Origin of the sequence: Flagellimonas aequoris, assembly GCF_003584165.1 — a bacterium.
Lineage (GTDB): Bacteria > Bacteroidota > Bacteroidia > Flavobacteriales > Flavobacteriaceae > Flagellimonas > Flagellimonas aequoris.
The window spans coordinates 645,384-667,177 of sequence record NZ_QXFJ01000030.1 but is presented as its reverse complement, the minus strand read 5'-3'; the positions used below and the strand labels follow the sequence as shown (position 1 = coordinate 667,177).

General features: G+C 42.3%; 25 protein-coding genes. 17 read left to right on the top strand and 8 right to left on the bottom strand.

Annotated features, from left to right (window positions below; all coding sequences use genetic code 11):
- The first annotated feature begins 3 nt into the window (after positions 1–3).
- From D2U88_RS16605 to hisIE, 13 genes are all read left to right on the top strand, one after another.
- Entirely contained in the window at positions 4–819 is an 816-nt protein-coding gene (locus D2U88_RS16605; protein ID WP_119641637.1) for a prohibitin family protein, read from the top strand.
- Positions 820–1,022: 203 nt separating this feature from the next.
- Complete coding sequence (gene hisG, locus D2U88_RS16600; protein WP_119641636.1) at positions 1,023–1,880, top strand: ATP phosphoribosyltransferase; 858 nt, start codon at positions 1,023–1,025, stop codon at positions 1,878–1,880.
- A gap of 6 nt (positions 1,881–1,886) precedes the next feature.
- Positions 1,887–2,318, top strand: a complete 432-nt coding sequence (locus tag D2U88_RS16595; protein ID WP_119641635.1) for a GNAT family N-acetyltransferase — start codon at positions 1,887–1,889, stop codon at positions 2,316–2,318.
- A 1-nt stretch (position 2,319) separates the two neighbouring features.
- Positions 2,320–3,603: a histidinol dehydrogenase gene (gene hisD / locus D2U88_RS16590; protein WP_119641634.1), complete on the top strand. Its 1,284-nt coding sequence runs from the start codon at positions 2,320–2,322 to the stop codon at positions 3,601–3,603.
- A gap of 205 nt (positions 3,604–3,808) precedes the next feature.
- Positions 3,809–4,849: a histidinol-phosphate transaminase gene (gene hisC / locus D2U88_RS16580; protein WP_182859205.1), complete on the top strand. Its 1,041-nt coding sequence runs from the start codon at positions 3,809–3,811 to the stop codon at positions 4,847–4,849.
- Between the two features lie 2 nt (positions 4,850–4,851).
- On the top strand, positions 4,852–5,988 hold the full coding sequence (gene hisB / locus D2U88_RS16575; RefSeq protein WP_119641631.1) for a bifunctional histidinol-phosphatase/imidazoleglycerol-phosphate dehydratase HisB: 1,137 nt from the start codon (positions 4,852–4,854) through the stop codon (positions 5,986–5,988).
- Positions 5,988–6,572 (top strand): imidazole glycerol phosphate synthase subunit HisH, encoded by a 585-nt coding sequence (gene hisH / locus D2U88_RS16570; RefSeq protein WP_119641630.1) that lies wholly within the window; start codon positions 5,988–5,990, stop codon positions 6,570–6,572. The genes hisB and hisH overlap by 1 nt, the downstream gene beginning before the upstream one ends.
- Positions 6,573–6,989 carry a GNAT family N-acetyltransferase gene (locus tag D2U88_RS16565; protein WP_119641629.1) on the top strand — a complete coding sequence of 139 codons (417 nt, stop codon included), beginning with the start codon at positions 6,573–6,575 and terminating at the stop codon, positions 6,987–6,989.
- A 3-nt stretch (positions 6,990–6,992) separates the two neighbouring features.
- On the top strand, positions 6,993–7,724 hold the full coding sequence (gene hisA / locus D2U88_RS16560) for a 1-(5-phosphoribosyl)-5-[(5-phosphoribosylamino)methylideneamino]imidazole-4-carboxamide isomerase (RefSeq protein WP_119641628.1): 732 nt from the start codon (positions 6,993–6,995) through the stop codon (positions 7,722–7,724).
- Positions 7,717–8,232, top strand: a complete 516-nt coding sequence (locus D2U88_RS16555; RefSeq protein ID WP_119641627.1) for a DinB family protein — start codon at positions 7,717–7,719, stop codon at positions 8,230–8,232. Before hisA ends, D2U88_RS16555 begins: the two co-directional genes overlap by 8 nt.
- 17 nt (positions 8,233–8,249) lie before the next feature.
- Positions 8,250–8,543, top strand: a complete 294-nt coding sequence (locus D2U88_RS16550; RefSeq protein WP_470295074.1) for a GIY-YIG nuclease family protein — start codon at positions 8,250–8,252, stop codon at positions 8,541–8,543.
- Positions 8,544–8,690: 147 nt separating this feature from the next.
- A complete protein-coding gene (hisF, locus tag D2U88_RS16545) occupies positions 8,691–9,446 on the top strand; it encodes an imidazole glycerol phosphate synthase subunit HisF (RefSeq protein ID WP_119641626.1) in 756 nt (251 codons plus the stop codon).
- 78 nt (positions 9,447–9,524) lie between these two features.
- Positions 9,525–10,121 carry a bifunctional phosphoribosyl-AMP cyclohydrolase/phosphoribosyl-ATP diphosphatase HisIE gene (gene hisIE / locus D2U88_RS16540; RefSeq protein ID WP_119641625.1) on the top strand — a complete coding sequence of 199 codons (597 nt, stop codon included), beginning with the start codon at positions 9,525–9,527 and terminating at the stop codon, positions 10,119–10,121.
- Between the two features lie 26 nt (positions 10,122–10,147).
- Here hisIE and D2U88_RS19595 read toward each other — a convergent pair whose 3' ends face one another.
- The 5 genes from D2U88_RS19595 to D2U88_RS16520 all read right to left on the bottom strand — a co-directional run bounded on the left by D2U88_RS19595 (position 10,148) and on the right by D2U88_RS16520 (position 13,175).
- Positions 10,148–10,288 (bottom strand): hypothetical protein, encoded by a 141-nt coding sequence (locus D2U88_RS19595; protein ID WP_182859204.1) that lies wholly within the window; start codon positions 10,286–10,288, stop codon positions 10,148–10,150.
- Positions 10,288–10,953 carry a hypothetical protein gene (locus D2U88_RS16535; RefSeq protein WP_147378606.1) on the bottom strand — a complete coding sequence of 222 codons (666 nt, stop codon included), beginning with the start codon at positions 10,951–10,953 and terminating at the stop codon, positions 10,288–10,290. Before D2U88_RS16535 ends, D2U88_RS19595 begins: the two co-directional genes overlap by 1 nt.
- Before the next feature lie 71 nt (positions 10,954–11,024).
- A complete protein-coding gene (locus D2U88_RS16530) occupies positions 11,025–12,116 on the bottom strand; it encodes a hypothetical protein (RefSeq protein ID WP_147378605.1) in 1,092 nt (363 codons plus the stop codon).
- Positions 12,094–12,636: a hypothetical protein gene (locus tag D2U88_RS16525; RefSeq protein WP_119641622.1), complete on the bottom strand. Its 543-nt coding sequence runs from the start codon at positions 12,634–12,636 to the stop codon at positions 12,094–12,096. Before D2U88_RS16525 ends, D2U88_RS16530 begins: the two co-directional genes overlap by 23 nt.
- Positions 12,636–13,175 (bottom strand): RNA polymerase sigma factor, encoded by a 540-nt coding sequence (locus D2U88_RS16520; RefSeq protein ID WP_235855386.1) that lies wholly within the window; start codon positions 13,173–13,175, stop codon positions 12,636–12,638. The genes D2U88_RS16525 and D2U88_RS16520 overlap by 1 nt, the downstream gene beginning before the upstream one ends.
- 205 nt (positions 13,176–13,380) lie before the next feature.
- On the opposite strand from D2U88_RS16520, the gene D2U88_RS16510 reads away from it, so the two are divergent.
- The 4 genes from D2U88_RS16510 to D2U88_RS16495 all read left to right on the top strand — a co-directional run bounded on the left by D2U88_RS16510 (position 13,381) and on the right by D2U88_RS16495 (position 19,399).
- On the top strand, positions 13,381–15,786 hold the full coding sequence (locus tag D2U88_RS16510) for a TonB-dependent receptor (protein WP_119641620.1): 2,406 nt from the start codon (positions 13,381–13,383) through the stop codon (positions 15,784–15,786).
- Positions 15,787–15,789: 3 nt separating this feature from the next.
- Positions 15,790–16,638: a DUF4249 family protein gene (locus tag D2U88_RS16505; protein ID WP_119641619.1), complete on the top strand. Its 849-nt coding sequence runs from the start codon at positions 15,790–15,792 to the stop codon at positions 16,636–16,638.
- 117 nt (positions 16,639–16,755) lie between these two features.
- Positions 16,756–17,922, top strand: a complete 1,167-nt coding sequence (locus D2U88_RS16500; protein ID WP_119641618.1) for a vWA domain-containing protein — start codon at positions 16,756–16,758, stop codon at positions 17,920–17,922.
- 7 nt (positions 17,923–17,929) lie between these two features.
- Positions 17,930–19,399 (top strand): magnesium chelatase, encoded by a 1,470-nt coding sequence (locus D2U88_RS16495; RefSeq protein ID WP_119641867.1) that lies wholly within the window; start codon positions 17,930–17,932, stop codon positions 19,397–19,399.
- Between the two features lie 8 nt (positions 19,400–19,407).
- Here the strand turns inward: D2U88_RS16495 and D2U88_RS16490 are convergent, their stop codons facing one another.
- From D2U88_RS16490 to epsC, 3 genes are all read right to left on the bottom strand, one after another.
- On the bottom strand, positions 19,408–19,890 hold the full coding sequence (locus tag D2U88_RS16490) for a hypothetical protein (RefSeq protein ID WP_119641617.1): 483 nt from the start codon (positions 19,888–19,890) through the stop codon (positions 19,408–19,410).
- A gap of 153 nt (positions 19,891–20,043) precedes the next feature.
- Positions 20,044–20,928 carry a cysteine synthase CysM gene (gene cysM / locus D2U88_RS16485; RefSeq protein ID WP_119641616.1) on the bottom strand — a complete coding sequence of 295 codons (885 nt, stop codon included), beginning with the start codon at positions 20,926–20,928 and terminating at the stop codon, positions 20,044–20,046.
- The gene (gene epsC, locus D2U88_RS16480; protein ID WP_119641615.1) at positions 20,921–21,712 is read right to left on the bottom strand and encodes a serine O-acetyltransferase EpsC; all 792 of its coding nucleotides are present in this window, start codon (positions 21,710–21,712) and stop codon (positions 20,921–20,923) included. Before epsC ends, cysM begins: the two co-directional genes overlap by 8 nt.
- Positions 21,713–21,794 lie beyond the last annotated feature (82 nt).

The following is a 21,794-nucleotide window of genomic DNA, read 5'->3' as shown; positions in this document are numbered from 1 at the left end:
TATATGGACAGATTACCAAAAATTGCCCTACCGGCAATAGCGGCTATCATTTTCTTGATCATTATCATTTCCAAATCAGCGGTGACCATCGGTTCCGGTGAGGCAGGTGTGCTTTATAAAACCTTTGGGGATGGCGTTGTAACTGACAAACCGCCATTGGGAGAAGGATTTCATTTGGTGGCTCCTTGGAACAGAGTGTTCGTCTATGAGGTGCGTCAACAAGAAAAACTGGAAAAAATGAACGTATTGTCCTCCAATGGATTGGATATTAAATTGGAAGCATCTGTTTGGTTTCAACCAAGCTATGATGAACTTGGAAAATTGCACAAGGAAAAAAGTGAACAATATATCGATCGTGTTTTACTGCCCGCCATCCGTTCTGCTGCCCGTAGTGTAGTGGGGCGCTATACGCCAGAACAATTATATTCCAGCAAGCGCGATGCCATTCAACAAGAAATATTTGAGGAAACCCAAAAGATAGTGGCCGACCAATACATTCAATTGAACGAAGTATTGGTAAGGGATGTAACCTTGCCTCCTACCATCAAAGATGCCATTGAACGCAAGTTGAAACAAGAACAGGAATCCCTTGAATATGAGTTTAGGTTAGTGACCGCACAAAAAGAAGCGGAACGCCAAAGAATAGAAGCTCAAGGTAAAGCGGATGCCAATAAAATTTTGAGTGCTTCCCTAACTGACAAAATTCTACAGGACAAGGGTATTGAAGCTACTTTAAAACTGGCTCAGTCCCCAAATGCCAAAGTAGTTGTAGTAGGATCGGGTGATGACGGACTCCCGCTAATTTTGGGAAATAACTAAATAACCCTTTTTTGATAAAAAAATATGTTCTACATTTGAACTGTAATGAGAAATAAGAACGTACATCACCACCATTTTTATACTTGCCCTCAAGCGAGATAGAAATGTATTGTTGTATATAAAATATATTCTAACCCGTTTGAGAAATCAAACGGGTTTTGTTTTTGTACCCATTTGGTTTTTCGAACAAAAAAGTTGAACACATGACAAAAATTCGGATTGCTGTACAAAAGAGCGGTCGTTTAAATGAAGACTCCCTTCAAATCCTCAAGGATTGTGGTATTTCCATCGATAATGGAAAAGACCAACTAAAGGCAACAGCCGCCAACTTTCCTTTGGAAGTTTTCTATCTGCGCAATGGGGACATCCCCCAATATTTAAGGGATGGGGTAGTGGATATTGCCATAATCGGCGATAATGTTTTGGTTGAAAAAGGGAAGGACATTGCTGTGGCCGAAAAATTGAATTTCTCCAAATGCCGAGTTTCTCTGGCTGTTCCAAAAGGAGTAAAGTATGATTCAGTAAAGGACTTTGAAGGAAAGAAAATTGCCACTTCCTATCCTAATACCGTCAATGAATACCTCAAATCCAAAGGCGTTACGGCCGACCTACACTTAATCAATGGATCGGTGGAAATTGCACCGAACATCGGCTTGGCATATGGTATCTGTGATATTGTGTCCAGTGGAAGCACTTTGTTCAAAAATAATTTGAAGGAAGTAGAAGTGATTTTAAAAAGTGAAGCGGTTTTGGCCGTTTCCCCAAAGATTTCCGAAGAACGAAGGAAAATCCTGAAGAAAATCCAATTCAGGATCCAATCGGTACTTCAGGCCCGCCAGAACAAATATATTTTGTTGAATGCCCCCAATGAAAAACTAGATCAGATCATTTCCATTTTGCCAGGGATGCGAAGCCCCACTGTTTTGCCTTTGGCGGAAGAAGGGTGGAGTTCTGTGCACTCCGTCATCAAAAGGGACACTTTTTGGGAAGTGATCGATGCCTTGAAACAAGCAGGAGCTGAGGGAATTTTGGTTTGTCCTATCGAAAAAATGGTAATGTAATCGGCAATGGAATCTCAATTTACCATAAAATGGATACCAACGGAAAATCTGAGTAGTATTCTTCCACTAGCCTATATTTTGAACAGGGAGACCATCCCCATGGATATATTGCAAACCCGTTTGAATGAAATGATACCCATGGGTTATCAATGCATCGGGGTGTATGACCAAGAAGAATTGATAGGTATTTGTGGAGTATGGATATTGAACAAATTATATTCCGGTAAACACGTGGAGCCTGATAATGTTATCATTTCACCTCAATATCAAGGAAAGGGTATAGGTGAACTAATGTTGAATTTTTTGGATGACTATGCCAAAGAGATGGGTTGCGACCGAGCCGAAGTGAATTGTTATGCCAAAAATGTAAGAGGAAAGAAATTCTGGGAGAATCAAGGATATGAAGCCTTGGGCATACACTTGATCAAAATATATTGAAATGAACAAGATTTATTATCCAAATAGACAGGATTGGCCAGAGATAGTCAAACGACCTACCCAAACGGTTGCCGACATAGAGCAAACAGTGGAGGCCATTTTTGAAGCGGTTCAAAAAGGAGGGGACTTGGCCATCAAAAAGTATACAGACCAGTTTGACCGGGTACAACTGGATTCTATTTTGGTAACAGACGAGGAAATTCAAACAGCGGCCGATTCGGTTTCAAGCGAATTAAAAAAAGCCATTTCCTTGGCAAAATCCAATATTGAAAAATTCCATGCCGCCCAGAAAACGGCCAAAGTGGAAATGGAAACGATGCCCGGGGTGTTGTGTTGGCAGGAAAAAAGGCCCATCCAAAAAGTGGGGCTTTACATTCCGGGAGGTACAGCTCCCTTATTCTCGACCATTTTAATGCTGGCTATTCCGGCAAAACTGGCGGGTTGTGAGGAAATTATTTTGTGCACGCCACCAGATAAAAAAGGTAACGTAAACCCGACCATTTTGTTCGCCGCTCAACTTTGTGGGGTAACCAAAATTTTCAAAGTAGGGGGTATTCAAGCTATTGCTGGGATGACCTTCGGCACGGAAACCATCCCCAATGTGTATAAAATATTCGGACCTGGGAACCAATTTGTTACGGTCGCCAAACAATTAGCAACAAAATATGGAGTTGCGATCGATATGCCCGCCGGGCCGAGCGAACTCCTAGTCGTCGCTGATGATTCTGCCAATCCTGCTTTTGTTGCCTCGGATTTGTTGAGTCAAGCAGAGCATGGGGTTGACAGTCAAGTGATCTTGGTTTCTACTTCCGAAAAATTGGTGGATGTTGTTGAAAAGGAAATCGAAGCTCAGATAAAAGTGTTGCCAAGAGTAGCCATTGCAGAGAAATCGATCCAAAACAGCAAACTGATCTTGATGAAAGACGATGAGTCGGCCATGGATTTGATCAATGAGTATGGCCCGGAACACTTTATCGTTTGTGTGGAAAATAAGGAGTTTTACCTTCAAAACATTCAAAATGCAGGTTCCGTCTTCATTGGCAACTATACTCCTGAAAGTGCCGGGGATTATGCTTCGGGAACAAATCATACCCTTCCCACAAACGGCTACGCCAAGCAGTATAGTGGCGTGAACCTGGACAGTTTCATGAAGAGCATGACCTTTCAAAAAATATCTAAAGAAGGAATGAAGACCATTGGCTCTTCCATTGAGTTGATGGCGGAAGCCGAAGGTTTGCAGGCACATAAAAATGCGGTAACGCTTCGATTGAAATATTTAAAATGAAGAAGTTGAACTACTATCTATACAACTTTATAGTGTATTTAATCACTCTTTTTGTAGTAGTAGACATTTTCATTCTTTTGGATTATTTATTAACAATAGTTGGAGTTATGGATAGAAAAATTGAAAACATTGATAGAGCTACTGTTTTATTTGGGTCAATTACTATCTGTTTGTATATAGTAGAATACATTTTAAGAAAATTAAAATGAAGTTCAATTTAAATGAAATAACAAGGAAATCTGTTGCGGTGTTAAAACCCTATTCTTCGGCTCGGGACGAATATGTTTCCGATGGGTCAACCATGATTTTTTTGGATGCCAATGAAAATCCCTTCGATAATGGGGTCAACCGATATCCCGATCCTTACCAAAGAAGCCTAAAGGCTCTTTTAGCAAAGCAGAAGGGCGTTTCCGAAGGAAATATGCTTTTAGGAAATGGTAGCGACGAGGTTTTGGATTTGATTTACAGAGCCTTTTGTGAACCCAATCAAGACAATGTGATCACTTTGCCGCCTACGTATGGCATGTATAAAGTACTGGCAGGAATCAATGCCGTGGAAAATAGGGAAGTTATGTTGACTACCGATTTTGAACCGGATGTCCCAGCGATTTTGGAAGCTGTGGATGAACAAACCAAACTGGTTTTCATATGCTCACCCAACAATCCCACTGGTAATTCTTTTAAAAAGGAAAGCATTGAGAAGCTTTTGGAATCCTTCAACGGATTGGTGGTCATTGATGAGGCGTATATCGATTTTTCAAATCAGGAAAGTTGGTTGAACAACTTGAAAAAATTTCCCAATCTGATCGTAACCCAAACCTTGTCCAAAGCCTATGGTTTGGCGGGAATCCGGTTAGGTGTTTGTTATGCTTCGGAAGCGATTATTTCCATTTTGAATAAGATAAAACCTCCTTATAATGTCAACCAATTGACCCAACAAAAAGCTTTGCAAAGGGTTTTGAATGAGGATGCCGTGCAACAGGAAGTCGTTCAAATTTTGGAGGAGCGTTCCAATTTGGAAAAGGCTTTACAAAACTTGGAATTCGTGGAAAAACTATATCCTTCAGACGCCAATTTTGTACTCGCCAAGGTTGATAATGCCGATAAGCGTTATCAGCAATTACTCGATAAACATGTGGTGGTGCGAAACCGCAGCACCCAACCACTATGTGAAAACACCTTAAGGTTTACAGTTGGGACACCAACCGAAAACAAAGCATTGATAGCCATTTTAAAGCAACTATAAACATGGGCAAAAAAGTATTATTCATTGATCGTGATGGAACCATTATCAAGGAAACCATTGATGAACAAATTGATTCTTTTGAAAAATTGATCTTCTATCCAAAGGCTTTCACCTATTTGGCGAAAATTGCGAAGGAATTGGATTATGAACTGGTGATGATAACCAATCAAGATGGTTTGGGAACCGACATTTTTCCCGAGAACACGTTTTGGCCCGTACATAATTTCATTGTCAACACATTTGAAGCTGAAGGAGTTGTTTTCGATAATGTCTTTATCGACAAAACTTTTGCGAAGGATAATGCCCCGACCCGAAAACCGGGAACCGGAATGCTCACATCCTATTTTTCGGAAGCGTATGATCTTGCCAACTCTTTTGTGATCGGTGACCGATTGACCGATGTGGAATTGGCCAAAAACCTAGGGGCCAAAGGCATCTATATCAATGATGAAACCCATTTGGGAACCGGAGAAATCACGGTTAAGAGAGAAGAGTTGGATTCCTATATTGCTTTAGAAAGCAACGATTGGGAAAAGATTTATGAGTTTTTGAAACTGGAAAATCGTGTTGCTGAAATCTTTAGAAAAACCAATGAAACGGATATCCAAATCAAGTTAAATCTGGATGGAACCGGTAAAAGTGACATCCAAACTGGATTGGCCTTTTTTGACCATATGTTGGACCAATTGGCCCGCCACGGACAAATGGATCTTACTATAAAGGTAGACGGTGATCTGGAAGTAGATGAACACCATACCATTGAGGATACCGCCATTGCTTTGGGCGAAGTGTTTTCCAAAGCTTTAGGTAACAAATTGGGCATTGAACGCTACGGGTTTTGTTTACCCATGGACGATTGTTTAGCTCAAGTAGCCATAGATTTTGGAGGAAGGAACTGGCTGGTTTGGGATGCCGAATTCAACAGGGAAAAAATTGGTGAAATGCCTACGGAGATGTTTTTACATTTCTTCAAATCGTTCTCTGATGGGGCCAAGGCTAATTTGAATATCAAGGCAGAAGGCACCAATGAGCATCATAAAATTGAAGCTATTTTCAAGGCATTTGCAAAATCCATCAAAATGGCGGTAAAACGGGATGTGGAAAAAATGGTTTTGCCATCAACAAAGGGAATGCTGTAATGAAAATAGTGATTATCGACTACGGTGCAGGAAACATTCAAAGCATCATCTTTGCCATGAAACGGTTGGGATATGATGCGGTGTTGTCCCATGATGCCACAGAAATCCAAGAAGCGGACAAGGTGATTTTCCCAGGTGTAGGAGAGGCCAGTTCAGCCATGGCAAAATTGAGAACCAGTGGATTGGATACCCTCATCCCGGAATTGGAGCAACCGGTTTTGGGAATCTGCCTAGGTATGCAGCTTATGTGCCATTCATCAGAAGAGGGCAATACACGTGGACTTGGTATTTTTGACCTCGATGTGAAGAAATTTTCGAATCAGGTGAAAGTGCCCCAAATCGGTTGGAACCAGATCACGGATTTAAAAACAGATTTGTTCAAGGGTATTCCCGATAAGTCCTACATCTATTTGGTACACAGTTTTTATGCCCCAAAGGGCAAGGAAACCATTGCTACTTCCGAATATGGATTGGAATACAGTGCTGCCCTGCAAAAGGATAATTTTTATGGGGTTCAGTTTCACCCAGAAAAGAGCAGTGACATTGGAAGTATAATTTTGAATAATTTCTTAACGGTTATCTAGATGGAATTCTATATTTCAGAGGACAAAGGTAAATTGGATGTTCCAAAGATTCACCAAGAAGTTACATCCACCTATTGGGGTGGTGGCAGGACCATAGATCAAACCTTGATGACCATTGACAAATGCATCTGTTTTGGTGTTTACGCCGATAAGGATGAACAAGTTGGTTTTGCCAGATTATTGACAGATTCCTTGATATTCGCCTACATTATGGATGTGGTGATCTTTGACCCGTATAAAGGCCGAGGATTGGGTAAAATGTTGGTGAAACATATCTTGGAACGACCCGATATTCTAACGGTTAAAACGGTAGCCTTAAAGACGAAGGATGCCCATAGTTTTTACGAAGCATTCGGTTTTAAAAGAGTTGGAAATTCAGAAATGTGGTTGGCCATTGACCGCGCCAAATATGATTAACGTATGAGATTGATTCCTGCCATAGACATCATTGAAGGGAAATGTGTCCGACTTTCCAAAGGAGATTACGGGACCAAAAAAGTATACAATGAAAATCCCGTGGAAGTTGCAAAACAATTTGAGGCACACGGCATTCAATACCTTCATTTAGTAGATCTGGATGGTGCAAAATCAAAGCACATCGTAAACCATAAGGTTTTGGAAAGCATTGCTTCCCAAACCAGCCTTAAAATCGATTTTGGCGGAGGTCTTAAGTCGAACGAAGACTTAAAAATTGCCTTTGAAAGTGGGGCTTCCCAAATTACCGGGGGAAGCATTGCTGTGAAGGATAAGGAAACTTTCTTGGGATGGTTAAAGGCTTATGGTCCAGAAAAAATCATTTTGGGAGCCGATGCCCATAACGAAAAGGTGGCCGTTTCAGGATGGCAGGAAGAATCTAAGCAAAATCTAGTACCTTTTATACAATCTTATCAAAAGGAAGGCATTCAGTATGTCATTTGTACCGATATCAGTAAAGATGGGATGTTACAAGGACCTTCTTTCGATTTATACAGAAAGATTCTGTCCCAAACCGCAACGGGATTGAAATTGATTGCCAGTGGAGGTATTTCCACCTTTGACGAACTCCCAAAACTGGCTGAAATTGGTTGTGAGGGCACCATTATTGGTAAGGCCATTTATGAAAATAGAATCAGTTTAAAACAATTGGAACAATATATTCTTGAAAATGGATAAGGAAAAAGAACTTCAGGATGAACTGACTTGGAACGTGGGCTATCGGATGAACGAAAGCCTTCGCATGATCAAAATTTGTTTGGACAAATTACCCGAAGACAAAATTTGGCAGAAACCGAACGAATCCAGCAACAGCATTGGAAATTTGATGCTGCATTTATGTGGAAATATCACTCAATACGGGATTGCTTCCATCAAAAATGAAGAGGACAATCGCAAACGAGACGAGGAATTTTCAGCAACCTCTGGATTTTCAAAAGAGGAATTGTTCAAAAAACTTAGTGATACCGTGGATAAGGCCAAACGAACCTTTTATGAGGCTCCGTTGCAGGAATTGCTCCGGAAACGTTCCGTTCAGGGGTTTAATTTTTCAGGGGTTGGGAACATTATCCATGTTACAGAGCACCTATCGTACCACACTGGACAGATTGCCCTTTGGACCAAACTTTTGGAAAATAAAGATTTGGGGTTTTATGATGGGGTAGACCTGAATGTGAAGAACGAATAACGTCATGCCGAACTTGTTTGGACATCATAAATGATGAATCAGAGTTTTGTTTACATATTGACCAACAAGTTCAGAACAACATTCTATATTGGAATCACTTCAGATCTGGCCAAAAGAATGGGGAACATAAAGAAGGAATTGCCTCAAAATTTACAGAGAAGTACAATGTTATTGATTTGGTGTACTTTGAAGTTTATTCTGATATTAATCAGGCTATTACAAGAGAAAAACAATTGAAAAACTGGCACCACGACTGGAAAGTTAACTTGATTAAAGAACAGAATCCAACATTAGAAGCACTGGACTATTAAAATGAGACCCTGAAACAAGTTCAGGGTGACGATTAAAATTCAAAGATGGTTTTCGAAGAAAACGTCATGCCGAACTTGTTTCGGCATCGCATAACATAAATTAAAATCAAACAAGATCCCTATATTATGCTAGGGTGACGACAAATTATGCTTACAAAACGAATCATACCCTGTTTGGATATCAAAAACGGACGCACTGTGAAAGGTGTCAATTTTGTGGATCTCCGCGATGCTGGTGATCCGGTAGAATTGGCTGCTATTTATGCTAAAGAAGGGGCGGACGAATTGGTCTTTTTGGATATTTCGGCCACCGAGGAAAAACGAAAGACCTTGGCGGAATTGGTCTATCACGTAGCGGAGACCATCAACATTCCATTTACGGTGGGCGGGGGCATTTCTTCGGTGGAGGATGTCGATATCTTGCTTAAGAACGGTGCCGATAAGGTGTCCATCAACTCCTCAGCGGTAAAAAGACCGGAACTCATCAACGAGTTGGTGGCCAAATTTGGTTCCCAATGTATTGTGGTCGCCATTGATGCCAAACAGATTGATGGTGTTTGGAAAGTACATTTGGTAGGCGGTAAAGTGCCAACTGAAATCAACTTGTTTGATTGGGCCAAAGAAGTAGAAGAAAGGGGAGCAGGGGAAATATTGTTCACCTCTATGGATCATGATGGAACCAAAAATGGGTTTGCCAACAAAGCTTTGGCACAATTGTCCGAATTGGTGAACATTCCCATCATTGCCTCAGGGGGTGCCGGAACCATTTCCCATTTTACCGATACCTTCATAGATGGGAAGGCTGATGCTGCCCTGGCGGCCAGTGTTTTTCATTTTAAGGAAATTGAAATACACAATTTAAAGAACGAACTAAGGGAAGAAGGGATCCCTGTTAGATTATAGTTGATGGTCACATCGAGCTGTCATCCTGAGCGCAGTCGAAGGAGCTATCGAGATTTAACAATCAAAAAACAATAAAGTATGAAAATAGATTTCGACAAAAACCCAGAAGGTCTTGTGCCTGCCATCATTCAAGATGCGAAGACCAAAACCGTATTGATGCTGGGCTATATGAACCAAGAAGCTTTTGACGTAACGCAAAAGAGTAGAAAGGTGACCTTTTTTAGTCGATCCAAGCAACGACTTTGGACCAAAGGTGAGGAAAGTGGAAACTTCCTGAATCTGGTCGATATAAAAGTAGATTGCGACAACGATACCCTTTTGGTTACTGTGAATCCCGCTGGGCCCACCTGTCACAAAGGAACCGATACCTGTTGGGCCGAAGAAAATGCACAGGCTTATGGCTTTCTGTCCACCTTGGAAAACATCATCGAATCCCGAAAAAATAATCAGGAAAATCCGGAAAGTTATGTGGCTTCATTATTCCGAAAAGGCATCAACAAAATAGCCCAAAAAGTAGGGGAGGAAGCCGTGGAAACCGTCATTGAGGCCAAAGACACCAATGATGACCTTTTCTTGAACGAGAGTGCCGACCTATTGTTCCACTATTTGATCTTGTTGCAGGCCAAGGGATACAAATTGGATGATATTGCCCAAGTCCTAGAAAGGAGGCACTAGTGTGAGACACTCATTGGTCGGCCCAATCATTTTGAAAATGGAATCGTAACCCACTGAAATGAAACCGGCAACCATTCTTCTTGGTCGTTTTTTGTAAAAACCTGATTGTTTTGGGTGTAAACCAGTTGGATTTCAATGGGTTCTCTTTTTACATTTTTCTTTTTCATCAGTCCAAATGTTTTTTGTAGCGATTACGGCCCATATTAAAAACACCCAGCTTGACCCCAATACCTCCGGAAAAACCATTGATCCTATCCACCGGGCTTTGCGCCAACTCTATTCTACTGGAGACTCTATACCTGAAACCAGCTTCCAATTGAACATATCTAGAAATGTTGAACAACACATTCATACCCGGTTCCAATACAAACACGGCATCAATATCATCGTCGTCCAAATCAACATTCTCATCATTCACCACAGCGTTATGATCCACGTAGCCCACACCACCGCCACCGATCAATATGGGAAAGGATAGGCTTACCCTGTTCTTGCCAAACAATATTGGTTCCAAATGCAGCCCTCCGTACACGGCAACAATATCATCGTTATTGTTGGTTCTCGGATTGAAGATGTTCTGTTCAGAATACAGTATGTTGGCCATAAAACCTACTTCAAACTGTCTGTTGGCCACGTAGGCCACCTTTAATCCTCCGATATAGGTATCCTCTCCCTCGATTTCGCCAAAGTAGGTGGATAACCCCAGATAGACACCGTGCACCACATTCTTTCGGTCATTGAATGTAATGTATTGGCCGTCATCATCTTGGGCGAACCCCATCATGCCAAGCAATAGGAAAAAAAGTAAGGAAGTTGTTTTTTGATTGTTCATTTTTATTGGTTTTCTGATTGATTTTGTTTTAAAGACAATGTATTTGGCAAAGGGTTGCATTTCGTGTTTTTTTAATTGTTTATGGTTACAATTCCCTTTTCCCCTTGTATGGAAATACTCCCTTTACGTTCCTTTCCATAAGTGGCATCAATTTTTCGAAGCCTGCGGCCTTTGTCCAACATTTCGGAGCTGACGTTCTCAAAAGATTTGGGCAAGCGCACCACACCTTGCTCCAAGGTTGCCGTAAAGCGGTGGGAGAAATTGGTAACCGTTAGGGTAATATCCGCAGATTCTTGTTGTATGCCTATTGCAGCAGATGGGTTTGTGATGGCAAACACTTGAAAATCCGCAATCTTCATATTCAAGTCAACATCACCCGTCAACCGTTCCAATTTGAATGTGGTGAATTCCAGGTTTCCAAATAGTGACCCTGCTTCGTTTATAGCGATATGGTCCTTGTTCGAATACACTTCCAAGGAATTCACCAAATTGATATGGATTTCCGTACCATCACTTCGCAAGCGTAGGTTTTTTGAATTTTCCATGTTCAATTCCCCTATTTTCAAGTCTATATCCGCATAGTTCAAATCCTTGGCGCGGACTTTCCCATATCTCAAAACAATATCTGCCTTGTTCAGATTTTCTCCGATCCACAAATCACCATGCTCGATCAAGGTATTAAGAGTACCCATACAATTCTCAATGACCACATCCCCAAAACGATTGGTGATCTTGAGCCCGGCTTTTACAGGAAGATAGACCTCATAATCTATTTGTACATGACTGCGATCAAAGTCAATGGGGTTGGCCTTATTTAAAATATCGGCAAACCATCCTGTATTTTTATTGGCGATTTCCGAAACAATGGAAATATAGCCATTACTGGTTTTGATCTTTGGGTTGATACGCTCCAACAAATCCTCTGCATTCTCCTTTTTACGATGGTTTACCGTAACCGAAATGTTCACCAGAACTTTGTTCTGGTCCCATCCTTTAAGCGTAATGTTCCCATATTTGTTCTCCAATTGAAACTCGCCCGAGTTCGTGAACGGGAAACTCTTCTCAATGGTTTTATATACCTTTTCCTGTGCCCTGGCAGAATGCACCGAAATCAGCAGCAAGGCCATCCATAGGACCTTTCTATAACGTGTATCCATAATCATCTTCATCCGGTTTTTTAGATTCGTTTAATTGGTGTAACAAATTCTCAATGAGCTCGATACGCTTCTTGTAGTTGCCCACAATGGCTTCCAGTACTTGCTCATTGTCAAGGTTTTTTTGCATTTCCTTCTTAAGGACTTCATATTCAGCGTCGAGTTCATCCATAAAGGACAGAAACTCTGCTTTGTTTTCTTCGGAAAGGGACTGGTTATTCTTTACCAACTGCACTTGGTAGGAGACCAAATCCTTGTAATACATATCTATTTCCATCAATTCTTTGGAGGCGTACTGTGTTTTGTTGGCATTGTTGTTCAACACCGCCAGTCCAAAAAACGAAGCAATGCCCAACAATAATAACACCGAAGCAGCCACGCGAAACACGGGTCTTTTCCAGAGAGGGATTACCTTGGATTTCTTCTGATGCAGTTCTTCTGAAATCTTGGCCCACATTTTGTCCTTGTCCGCCCTTCGTTCGTTGAATTGGGCTGCATGGTCCCTAATATGCTTTTCAAAATTGTCCATTACAGTTCATTGATGATTTCCAATAATTTTTTCTTGGCCCTGTGGTATTGTGATTTTGAAGTACTGGTAGAAATACCCAAAATCTCCCCAATTTCCACATGGTCATATCCTTCAATCAAATACAGATTGATGATTTCCCGGTAACCATCCGGGAGTAGGGCAATACCCTTCTTTACTTTGTTTATATCCGTGGCCTCAGCCTCCACAGGTTCGTCATCCGTCAAGTGGAACTCATGTGCTTCCATCGGTACCACGGGTATACGTTTGGCTTTTAGGTGATTGATGCTCTTATTGATGACAATTCGCTTCAACCATGAACCAAAACTACTTTCATACTTAAAGCTGTCCAGGTTTTTAAAGGCATCCACAAAGCTGTCCTGTACAATATCCTCCGCATCTTCTGCATTGCCCAAAAAGCGGAACCCCACGTTGTACATAGCATCCACATAGCAGGAATACAGCTCGTATTGTGAGTTGCTATTGCCGGCTTTGCATTGCTCCACTATGGCCTTATGCGTAAATCGGATGTCGGTTTCCAATGGTTTAGGTTGATGCCTTGTCTCTTGCTAAAGACAAACACAAAAGTAAAGGGTTGCACCATGAAGAAAAAAAACTTGTAAAAATCTATCGATTGTAAAATATGGAAAGAAAGATCCCATAAAAAAGCCCGTGTATGCAACCCTTCCTTTTTTGACCTGTCTATGATGGTGAAAATTTCAAGTACAACCATCAAAACATCAAAAAATGAACAGTAGATCACAATTGGACCCAGCAATCAAATGTACCGTTTGGTTGCTGTGGTTTTTCTTTTTGGGCTGTATCCTAGCCATAGGCCAGACCAGTCACACCATTAGTGGCACCATTACCGACAAAAGCAATGGGGAGACCCTATTCGGTGCTTCCGTGTTCTTGGACGGCACTACCATTGGTGGGGTCACCAATGAATATGGATTTTATTCCGTTACAGCACCGGAAGGCGAGTATGTGTTGAGCATTTCATACATGGGATATAGCGAAATCCGAATGAAGATCCATTTGGACCGCGACATTAAAAACGATGTGGAAATTTCCGAATTCTCGACCGAGCTTGATGAAGTGGTCGTCACCGCAGACGAACCGGAACGAGCCATATTGCGAAAACCTGAAATGAGCGTGGTGAAGATGAATATAGGTACCGTTAAACAAATGCCCGTGGTATTGGGGGAATTGGATGTGTTGAAATCCCTTCAAATGTTACCCGGCGTTACCAATAATGGAGAGGGTACTGGAGGGTTCCATGTAAGGGGCGGTGCGCAGGACCAGAACCTCGTGCTGCTAGACGAGGCCATTATTTATAACACTTCGCATATGTTTGGGTTCTTCTCGGTCTTCAATGCGGATGCCATTAAAGATATGAAACTCTACAAAGGAGGTATTCCGGCCAGCTTTGGGGGCAGGGTATCTTCCGTATTGGACATTAGACAAAAAGATGGGAACAGCAAAAACTTTGAACTGAACGGGGGTATCGGGGTTATTTCGAGCCGACTGACGGCAGAAGGGCCTATTTTTGGGGACAACGGTTCCTTTTTAGTCGCCGGTCGCCGGTCCTATGTTGATTTATTGCTCAAAGCCACAGGAGAAGAAAACAGCGTCAGTTTCTACGACCTGAACCTCAAGACCAATTACAGTATCAATCGTAACAACAAGCTTTTTTTGAGTGGTTATTTTGGCCGCGATGCCTTTAAACTGGGGAACGCTTTTGACAGTAGTTATGGGAATTCCACGGGTAATCTGCGTTGGAACCACATATTCAACGACCGGTTGTTTTCCAATCTTTCGGCCATCCTAAGTCGATATGACTACGATTTGGAATTTGCCCAGGAGGAATTTGATTGGGTGTCTTCCATTACCAATTATAACCTCAAGTATGACTTTAAATATTATTTAAGCGACGCCTTCAAATTGGATTTTGGCATCAACGGTATTTATTATGATTTCAATCCTGGGGAAGTAAGTCCCACCGCCGAAACATCACCCGTGAATCCGTTAAAACTGGACCAGAAAAAAGCCTTTGAAAGTGGGTTGTATCTAAGTGCGGAGCACAAACTCAGCCCTAAACTCACGGTACAGTACGGATTGCGATACAGTGCTTTCTCTCGATTGGGCGGACAACCCATCAACACCTACGCAAACGATCAGCCCGTGGTGTACAATCCTGAATTGGGCATTTATGAAAGGGGAGAAGCAACAGGGGAGACCCATTTCGCTAAAAGTGATGTTATCAAAAGCTTTGGTAATCTTGAACCCCGGGTTTCATTGGCTTACCTTCTGGATGAGGAATCGTCCCTAAAAGCAGGTTTTTCACGCACCGCACAGTACATCCATTTGTTGTCCAATACATCGTCTGCAACCCCCTTGGATGTTTGGACTCCCAGCGGCCCCTTTATCAAGCCCCAGTTGTCCAACCAATATGCGTTGGGGTACTTTCGCAATTTTACGGACAAGATGTATTCACTGGAAGTAGAGACTTACTATAAAACCGTGGACAATAGAATTGATTACATAGATGGCTCCGATCTGATCGGTCAAAATACCATTGAGACCGAAGTTTTGAATGGCGAAATGCGGGCCTACGGATTGGAACTCCTCCTTCGGAAGAATGAGGGCGACTTTACGGGATGGATTGCGTACACCCTTTCCAAATCGGAACAAAGGACCTTGGGGGGAACGGCTGGTGGGCCAGGCATCAACAATGGCAAGTGGTACAATACATCTTTTGATAGGACCCACGACATATCCGTATCGGGAGCCTATCGTTTGGACGACCAATGGAGTTTTGGGACCAATCTCGTTTTTCAAACGGGTAGACCTGTAACTTATCCCAATGGGCAATACGTATACGAAGATTTGTCCATAGCCAGTTATGCCCCCCGTAATTCCGATCGTTTGCCAGCTTACCATCGCTTGGATGTTTCGGTCAATTACAAACCAAGAAAATATCAGAACAAACGATTCAAAGGAGAATGGGTTCTCAGTATTTATAATCTGTACAGTAGAAAAAATGCGGCATCCATCTCCTTTGGACAAAACTTGGAAACCGGGGCCAACGAAGCCACCCGAACTGCCATTTTTGGCATTGTACCCTCATTGACCTACAACTTTAAATTTTAAATCATGAAAACATTGAAGAAAATCATATTGGCCATTATTATCATTGCTTTTGCCTCATGTGAAGATATAGTGGATGTTGAAGTCCAAGAAGGTCCAAAACGATTGGTAGTGGAGGCATCCTTGGATTGGGAAAAGGGAACCGAAGGAAATATTCAGACCATCCGCTTGCGCGAATCCACTCCATTTTTTAGTACCGATACCGACACTGGGGTCATAGGCGCCTCCGTAGTGGTAACGAATGATAGTAGTGGTGACAGCTATATTTTTGCCGATCAGGGCAATGGCGAGTACCTGACCACGAATTTTGAACCCGTTCTGGAACAGACATATTCCCTTAGGATCGAATACAATGGGGAGGTGTATACCGCAACCGAAACCATGACCCCCGTGACCGACATCACCCGTGTTTTTCAAGACCGGGAAGATGGATTTGACGACGAGGTATTGGAAGTCCACGTAGTGTTTACCGACCCTGAGGAAGAAGGGAACAACTACCTGTTAAAATTTCAGCGGGAAGGTGATCTGCTGCCTGATTTGGAAGAAGGGGAGGATGAATTCGTGAACGGTAACGAGATTGACTGGTGGTATGAAATTGAGAAGGATGAGGATACCCATACAGAACCTTTTAAACCCGGCGATGTAGTGAATATTGAAATGTATGGGATTTCAAGGGCCTATTACGATTATATCAAGATTTTGATCTCCCAATTGGGCGGTGTTGGTCTTTTTGAGTCTACCCCAGTAGCCGTAAAAGGCAACTGTATCAATACTACAAATCCTGATAACTATGCGTTTGGGTACTTCAGGTTAACACAGGTTGTAAAAACGAGTTACACCTTTGTAGAAGAATAGTTTAGGTTGGTTTGATGCCAAGCGTCGGGTTTCTAGGGCTCGGCGCTTTTCCTGTCCGTAGCGTTAAGTTTTTTCTAAAGCCCTAGCCATTACAGGGAAATGCCTTAATTTTATGTAATGGCTATGAACACAAGAAAAGGATTTCGTTTTACAAGGTACGAAGCTCCGGACCAAACCCCGTTTGAAAAACTCTTCGAGATTTTTCAAGAACTGATTACCCACACTTCGGGTGATGTAGAAGAAGCTTTGGACTGGCTCCGCGAACTGGACAAGGAATACGAACTTAGCGATGATGATTACACCATAGACGATTTTATAGAAGACCTGAAGGCCAAGGGTTACATCCGTGAAGAATTTGACATGGATGGCGAAAAGGGCGGCGATGATGGGGAAGAAGGCGATGAAAATCCGGCAGGTGGAGGCCTGTCCATGACGGCTAAGTTGGAACGCATGCTGCGTCAACGCGCCTTGGACCAAATCTTCGGTAAGATCAAACGGAGTGGCTCCGGCAACCATCGCACCGGAAAATCGGGTAGGGGAGACGAGCATACCGGAGAGTTTAGGGAATATCGTTTCGGGGATTCCTTGGAACATATTTCCATGACGGAAAGCTTGAAAAATGCCCAAGTCAACCACGGGTTGGACACTTTTTCCATGAGCGAAGAAGATTTGGTGGTGGAGGATACCCAGTACAAGGCGCAAATGAGCACCGTACTGATGATCGATATCAGCCATAGTATGATTTTGTATGGTGAAGACCGAATCACTCCGGCGAAGAAGGTAGCCATGGCATTGGCTGAATTGATAACTACCCGGTATCCCAAGGACACCTTGGATATTTTGGTTTTTGGGAACGATGCCTGGCCCATTCCCATCAAAGATTTGCCTTATTTAAGAGTAGGGCCCTACCATACCAATACCGTTGCCGGATTACTGTTGGCTATGGACATGCTTCGCAGAAAACGGAACACCAACAAGCAGATTTTCATGATCACGGACGGGAAGCCTTCCTGCATCCGACTTCCTGATGGAAACTATTATAAAAATAGTGTTGGACTTGACGAATATATTGTTGAGAAATGCTACACCATGGCACAACAGGCCAGAAAATTGCACATTCCCATCACCACTTTTATGATTGCCGAAGACCCTTACTTGATGAAGTTTGTGCAAGAATTTACCAAGGCAAACAAAGGCAAGGCTTTTTATACCGGTTTGAAGGGATTGGGTGAAATGATTTTTGAAGATTATGAACAAAACAGGAAAAGAAGAATTAAAGGATAAAGACCATATGAAATTGGATCATACCAAAATAAAGACACTAGGGGAATTAAAATCAGCTGGATACCAAAGCAAAAGCATCAAAGATGAGTTGCGTGAAAACCTCTTGGCCAAAATATCTAAAAAAGAAGAAGTATTTGAAGGGGTTTGGGGTTATGAAAATTCGGTAATCCCTGAATTGGAACGAGCGATTTTATCCCGACATAACATCAATCTATTGGGATTACGTGGACAAGCCAAGACCCGATTGGCCCGTTTGATGGTACAATTGTTGGACGAGTGGATGCCTGTTGTGGAAGGCTCCGAAATCCATGATGATCCGTTGAACCCCATTTCCCGATTTGCCATAGAGCTCATCAAGGAAAAAGGGGATAATACCCCAGTGGAGTGGATTCATCGGGATGAGCGCTTTTTTGAAAAACTGGCAACACCCGATGTTACCGTAGCCGATCTGATTGGAGATGTGGACCCCATCAAGGCGGCAAATCTTCGTCTTTCCTATGCAGATGATCGGGTAATCCATTTTGGGATGATCCCAAGAGCCAACCGGTGCATTTTTGTCATCAATGAGTTGCCCGATTTGCAAGCTCGGATTCAAGTGGCACTCTTCAACATCCTGCAGGAAGGGGATATCCAAATCCGTGGCTTTAAGTTGAGGCTGCACTTGGACATTCAATTTGTGTTTACGGCAAATCCCGAAGATTATACGAACAGGGGAAGTATCGTGACTCCTTTGAAGGACCGAATCGGTTCACAGATTCTTACGCATTATCCTGAAAGTGTGGAAATTGCCAAAAAAATCACCAAACAAGAGGCCCAATTGGACAACAGACAATCGGATATCATTTACGTGCCAGAAATCGCCATGGACCTTTTGGAACAAATCAGTTTTGAAGCCCGAAAAAGTGAATATGTGGATGCCAAAAGTGGCGTTAGTGCACGGATGAGCATTACCGCTTTTGAAAATTTGTTGAGCACGGCAGAACGTAGAGCTGTATTGGCCGGAGATTCTAAAACTTCTGTTCGTTTGAGTGATTTTATGGGAGTTATCCCATCCATCACCGGAAAAATAGAATTGGTATATGAAGGTGAGCAGGAGGGCGCAGGCTTTGTGGCCGAAACTTTGATCGAGGATGCCATCAAGTCGTTGTTTCCCAACTTTTTCCCAAAGATTGACAAACTACAGCGCAAGGAACAGGAAACCGAATACGACGAACTCGTCAATTGGTTTTTCGACAGTGAAGGCTTTGATCTTTTGGATGATGAAACCGAAACTTCCTATAAATCGAAACTCGACTCCATTGGCCCGCTCAATCAACTCATCAAACAATACCAACCCGAAATTTCCAAAGAGGACTCTTATTTTCTAAAGGAATTGTTGCTTTGGGGATTGGTGGTCCATAAAAAACTCAGCAAACACCGCTTTGAACAAGGATTTCAGTTCAAAGACCTGTATGGCAGCTATATCCGCGGATTATAGCCTTAGTTTTATTGCCAGATGTTAAGGTTGTCGTTGTAGTTTTCAAAGTTGTATATGCCCACATATCGCTTTCTGAGCCAAAAAGTGTAAATGGTCAGGATGGGCAATATGCTATAAAGCACCAAGGTAACTGTGGCAACAGGTTTAAAGGTGGCCGGAATCACATGCTCTCCATATTCCGTAATGGAATTGAGCACCGTCATACTGTCATAAATCTTGAACACGTACACAATCATGATAGCATAGAGCACATACTCAATGTTCCGCATTTTGGGATCCGGTAATTCTTCTTCAGAAATCTTGAACCAAACCACATACAGGTATAAAAAATGCACCATGGAAAGGATAGGAAATATATAATTGTCCGGTTTTAGAAAGTAGAACTTATTGGTATACACGCCATAGAAGCTCAATACAATCAAAACCAACAAAACGGCCATAGAAGCCAGTATGTTTCTTTTCCATGTGATGATTTTTGAAATTGTATTCATATCAAACTGTGATTTGGGAGTCTAATTTGATATAAAGAACGGAGTTTAAAATGATATTATTTCAAACAAATCGACAAACAGTGGGCAATGTTGGATAATCAGAAAAATCTGATATAAAACCCCAATTATTCGTCATTAAAACAGTTGGTTTGATTAATCGAACAGGTCCGAAGAAAGATATCGGTCACCTCGATCACAGACAATGGAAACAATGGTGCCACTGTCCAATAGTTCTGCTAATCTAAAAGCCACGGTAGCGGCGCCACCACTGCTCATACCGGCAAAAATTCCTTCCTCCTTGGCCAGTTTTTTGGACATTAGGGTAGCGTCCAATTCACTAACTTCCATGACCTTATCCACTTTTTTGGGATTAAAGATCTTGGGTAAGTATTCTTGGGGCCACTTTCGGATACCAGGTATTTTGGACTCATCGGTGGGTTGTACCCCAACAATCTGAACATTCGGGTTTTGCTCCTTCAAAAAGGTTGAAGTGCCCATAATGGTCCCCGTGGTTCCCATACTGGATACAAAATGGGTAATCTGCCCTTCGGTATCCCTCCAAATTTCCGGACCAGTGGTTTTGTAATGGGCTTTCCAGTTATCATCATTGGAAAACTGGTTCATCATGATGAATCCCTCATTCTTCACTTTGGATTCAGCATAATCCCGGGCTCCTTCAATACCCACATCGGCAGGAGTCAAGGTAACTTTCGCTCCATAGGCACGCATGGTCTGTACGCGCTCCTTCGTTGAATTTTCGGGCATTACCAATTCAATATCCAAACCGAAAAGACTTGCGATCATGGCTAGACCAATGCCTGTATTTCCGCTGGTGGCCTCTATCAATTTGGATGCCTTGGTAAAATCACCACGTTCCAAGCCACTCTTGATCATATTGTAGGCAGGACGATCCTTTACGCTTCCGCCAGGATTATTGCCTTCAAGCTTAAAAAGTACTTTGACGTTCGGATTGGGATTCAATACTTTGGACTCCACCAAAGGGGTGTTGCCAATAAGGTCTAGGATGCTTTTAGACATTTGGAGCTGTCTTTATTTTGATTTCAGGTGTGTGGAAAACTGTGGAATTTGGCGGCACCGAAGCGGTCACCCAGGCGTTACCACCGATGATGGAATTTTCACCAATAACGGTCTTGCCCCCCAAAATGGTGGCATTGGCGTAAATGGTAACATTGCTCATAATCGTGGGGTGCCTTTTGGTCTTTTCTAGATTTTTGGCCACATATAACGCCCCAAGCGTTACACCCTGATAAATTTTTACATTGTCGTGTATGATAGCGGTTTCGCCAATGACCACACCCGTAGCGTGATCGATAAAAAACGATTTCCCAATTTTGGCACCGGGGTTAATGTCCACACCCGTCTGTCTGTGCGCGTATTCCGTCATCAACCTTGGAATCAACGGCACATCCTGAACATAAAGTTCATGCGCCAATCGGTAAATGGCAATGGCATAAAAACCAGGGTAGGCCATGTAAATCTCCCGTATGGACAATGAAGCCGGGTCGCAATTGAGAATGGCCTCCGCATCCAGGTTTAATTTTTCCAAAATCCCTGGAAGTTCGGAAACATAGTCGTTCCATAATTGTGTGCTGGGGCGTTCCAATTCCCAACAAGCCATATCGATCAACCCGTTAAACTTGTTTTCCAACAGCTCCAGATTCACCGCAACCGGGGTATTGGCATCAAATAAGGTATAAAAAAGTGTATCCGTAAAATCTTCTGTTTCTTGCTTCAATCTGAAATCCAGATAGGGCAACTTCTTGTGCCTGTTCAGCTCTGAGATAATTTTTTCCTTGTCCATACTACTTTTATTGTCTTAAAATTAGACAAATCCTTACCATACCCTATTGGAAAAGGCTAACTTTAGTTTAAAAATAACATAT

Excerpts from the sequence above, each read along its gene's own strand:
- hisG (WP_119641636.1), top strand. The coding sequence starts at position 1,023 with ATGACAAAAATTCGGATTGCTGTACAAAAGAGCGGTCGTTTAAATGAA.
- D2U88_RS16525 (WP_119641622.1), bottom strand. The coding sequence starts at position 12,636 with ATGGACAATTTTGAAAAGCATATTAGGGACCATGCAGCCCAATTCAAC.
- hisB (WP_119641631.1), top strand. The coding sequence starts at position 4,852 with ATGGGCAAAAAAGTATTATTCATTGATCGTGATGGAACCATTATCAAG.
- hisD (WP_119641634.1), top strand. The coding sequence starts at position 2,320 with ATGAACAAGATTTATTATCCAAATAGACAGGATTGGCCAGAGATAGTC.
- hisF (WP_119641626.1), top strand. The coding sequence starts at position 8,691 with ATGCTTACAAAACGAATCATACCCTGTTTGGATATCAAAAACGGACGC.
- hisA (WP_119641628.1), top strand. The coding sequence starts at position 6,993 with ATGAGATTGATTCCTGCCATAGACATCATTGAAGGGAAATGTGTCCGA.
- D2U88_RS16535 (WP_147378606.1), bottom strand. The coding sequence starts at position 10,953 with ATGAACAATCAAAAAACAACTTCCTTACTTTTTTTCCTATTGCTTGGC.
- hisH (WP_119641630.1), top strand. The coding sequence starts at position 5,988 with ATGAAAATAGTGATTATCGACTACGGTGCAGGAAACATTCAAAGCATC.
- D2U88_RS16510 (WP_119641620.1), top strand. The coding sequence starts at position 13,381 with ATGAACAGTAGATCACAATTGGACCCAGCAATCAAATGTACCGTTTGG.
- D2U88_RS16565 (WP_119641629.1), top strand. The coding sequence starts at position 6,573 with ATGGAATTCTATATTTCAGAGGACAAAGGTAAATTGGATGTTCCAAAG.
- D2U88_RS16500 (WP_119641618.1), top strand. The coding sequence starts at position 16,756 with ATGGCTATGAACACAAGAAAAGGATTTCGTTTTACAAGGTACGAAGCT.
- D2U88_RS16505 (WP_119641619.1), top strand. The coding sequence starts at position 15,790 with ATGAAAACATTGAAGAAAATCATATTGGCCATTATTATCATTGCTTTT.
- hisC (WP_182859205.1), top strand. The coding sequence starts at position 3,809 with ATGAAGTTCAATTTAAATGAAATAACAAGGAAATCTGTTGCGGTGTTA.
- cysM (WP_119641616.1), bottom strand. The coding sequence starts at position 20,928 with ATGTCTAAAAGCATCCTAGACCTTATTGGCAACACCCCTTTGGTGGAG.
- D2U88_RS19595 (WP_182859204.1), bottom strand. The coding sequence starts at position 10,288 with ATGAAAAAGAAAAATGTAAAAAGAGAACCCATTGAAATCCAACTGGTT.
- hisIE (WP_119641625.1), top strand. The coding sequence starts at position 9,525 with ATGAAAATAGATTTCGACAAAAACCCAGAAGGTCTTGTGCCTGCCATC.
- D2U88_RS16495 (WP_119641867.1), top strand. The coding sequence starts at position 17,930 with ATGAAATTGGATCATACCAAAATAAAGACACTAGGGGAATTAAAATCA.
- D2U88_RS16555 (WP_119641627.1), top strand. The coding sequence starts at position 7,717 with ATGGATAAGGAAAAAGAACTTCAGGATGAACTGACTTGGAACGTGGGC.
- D2U88_RS16490 (WP_119641617.1), bottom strand. The coding sequence starts at position 19,890 with ATGAATACAATTTCAAAAATCATCACATGGAAAAGAAACATACTGGCT.
- D2U88_RS16595 (WP_119641635.1), top strand. The coding sequence starts at position 1,887 with ATGGAATCTCAATTTACCATAAAATGGATACCAACGGAAAATCTGAGT.
- epsC (WP_119641615.1), bottom strand. The coding sequence starts at position 21,712 with ATGGACAAGGAAAAAATTATCTCAGAGCTGAACAGGCACAAGAAGTTG.
- D2U88_RS16530 (WP_147378605.1), bottom strand. The coding sequence starts at position 12,116 with ATGATTATGGATACACGTTATAGAAAGGTCCTATGGATGGCCTTGCTG.
- D2U88_RS16605 (WP_119641637.1), top strand. The coding sequence starts at position 4 with ATGGACAGATTACCAAAAATTGCCCTACCGGCAATAGCGGCTATCATT.